Origin of the sequence: Phocaeicola sp. ICN-14070 (assembly GCF_037892625.1) — a bacterium.
GTDB classification, from domain to species: domain Bacteria; phylum Bacteroidota; class Bacteroidia; order Bacteroidales; family Bacteroidaceae; genus Phocaeicola; species Phocaeicola plebeius.
On sequence record NZ_JBBKBF010000144.1, the window covers coordinates 1 to 1,648 of the forward strand.

The window sequence follows — 1,648 nt, forward strand, 5'->3', positions numbered from 1 at the left end:
CTCTTGTGGACAATTTGATGTTAAAAGATTCTTTGAACCATGCTTCATCACATTTAAATATGGTAGAATCATGCCGGGATAATGTAGGACCATCTTCACAAACATCTGGTGATATTCTTCAATTTTTAAATATGGCTTTTCCATTAAAGAATATTCAGATAAACTCAGAATTTGGAATACGTCAGCATCCTGTTACACATAAATATTGCATGCATAATGGAGTAGATCTTCAGGCACGCTACGAACCTGTGTTTTCCATGCTTCCAGGGAAAGTAGTGAAGTCTGCTCATGATAAGCGTTCTGGCAGATACATCACAATTCAAACTGACACCTACACGGTCAGCTATTGTCATTTGTCATCATCTAAGGTTACAATCGGACAATATGTTAAGGCCGGTGAGATAATCGGAGTGTCTGGTAATACAGGTATGTCAACAGGTCCCCATCTGCACCTGACAACAAAAAAGGATGGTAAGGTTATTAACCCTATCATCCTCTTGAACTGTGTTCGTACTATTGTGTCTTTAAAATAACGATATTACCAGTTGTCGTTCTCATTGCCTGTTAGACCATTCTTGATGCACTCTTCAATCTTGTCCATAACAACATTCGAGTAGGCATGAGCCATAACAAGGGCTTTGCTTGATGTCTTTTTGTGTGAGTCTTTTTTAACAAAAGGGAAACAGGTGTCCAATGTCCAGTTCTCGTCCGAACGTGTTGGAATGGTACCGCCTAAAGCTCCAATCCATCCTCCACCGACAGCGACATTAACCGAATAGAACGGAATGGTATAGGTTACTCTTACTCTGCCATCTTTAATATCACACTTAATGACCGGCCTGATATTCACGTTATAGCTATTGGTTCCGCCAGCGTGCTGAGCAATGTCTGCTACATATCCTTGTGCAATGATAGTTCCCAATTCCTTTTCATTTAGTTTAATGACAGAGTTTGCATCATTGAATGTGGCCGTAAACCAATAGTTGAGTAGTACGTAGAGTTCATCTTTTGTTTTACCCTCTGCAGGAATAATCTGAACGTATGTTATGCCGTTATTCTTGTCCAGCTGGAGTTGCTGCCCAAGATTTTCAACTGCATCAACCCATTTTTCTCCATACTTCTCTTTTGCGTAGTCTTCCAGTTCATCTGTTCGCAAAATTTGTGCATCTATTGTAGTGCATAGAAAAAGTGACATCAGTGCCGTAAATATTACTTTCTTCATTGTTTATAGATTTTGGTTATTAATGTTAGAAATCAAATCCAAGCTTGATAGCAATTGCTTCAGTATTATACTGTTTTTTATCTCTTGTGTAATCCATCCTGTCATGGTCAATAAATCCATCAAATACTTCAAACTCCAATTTCTCATTTGTATATCCAAGGGATAGACTAAGACCCTGTTTGTCGTTAAGCGCATATCTGATACCAACAGAGGCAATGATATATAATCCACCACCATTTGTTATGTAGGTTCCACCCTTCAAGTCAGCAAATGGAGCAAACTTTCCTTTGCTGAAGTGACTTCTGATATTTGCAAACACAGGAATATCAACCTTACTGTCTCTTACATCCAATGGAATATCCATTCCACTTGTTTCGTATGACGGCATGAAATGTAGTCCAACTCCGGCTCCTAAAAAGAAATATG

At 38.8% G+C, this 1,648-nt stretch carries 2 protein-coding genes and 1 pseudogene; 1 reads left to right on the plus strand and 2 read right to left on the minus strand.

Going from position 1 to position 1,648, the window contains the following annotated elements; all coding sequences use genetic code 11:
* The coding region (locus WKT20_RS17935) for a M23 family metallopeptidase (protein WP_340417854.1) at positions 1-533 on the plus strand (533 nt) is incomplete at its 5' end.
* A 5-nt stretch (positions 534-538) separates the two neighbouring features.
* Here the strand turns inward: WKT20_RS17935 and WKT20_RS17940 are convergent.
* Positions 539-1,222, minus strand: a complete 684-nt coding sequence (locus WKT20_RS17940; RefSeq protein WP_340417855.1) for a DUF4468 domain-containing protein — start codon at positions 1,220-1,222, stop codon at positions 539-541.
* A gap of 25 nt (positions 1,223-1,247) precedes the next feature.
* Positions 1,248-1,648, minus strand: a pseudogene (locus tag WKT20_RS17945) (hypothetical protein); the annotation flags it as partial.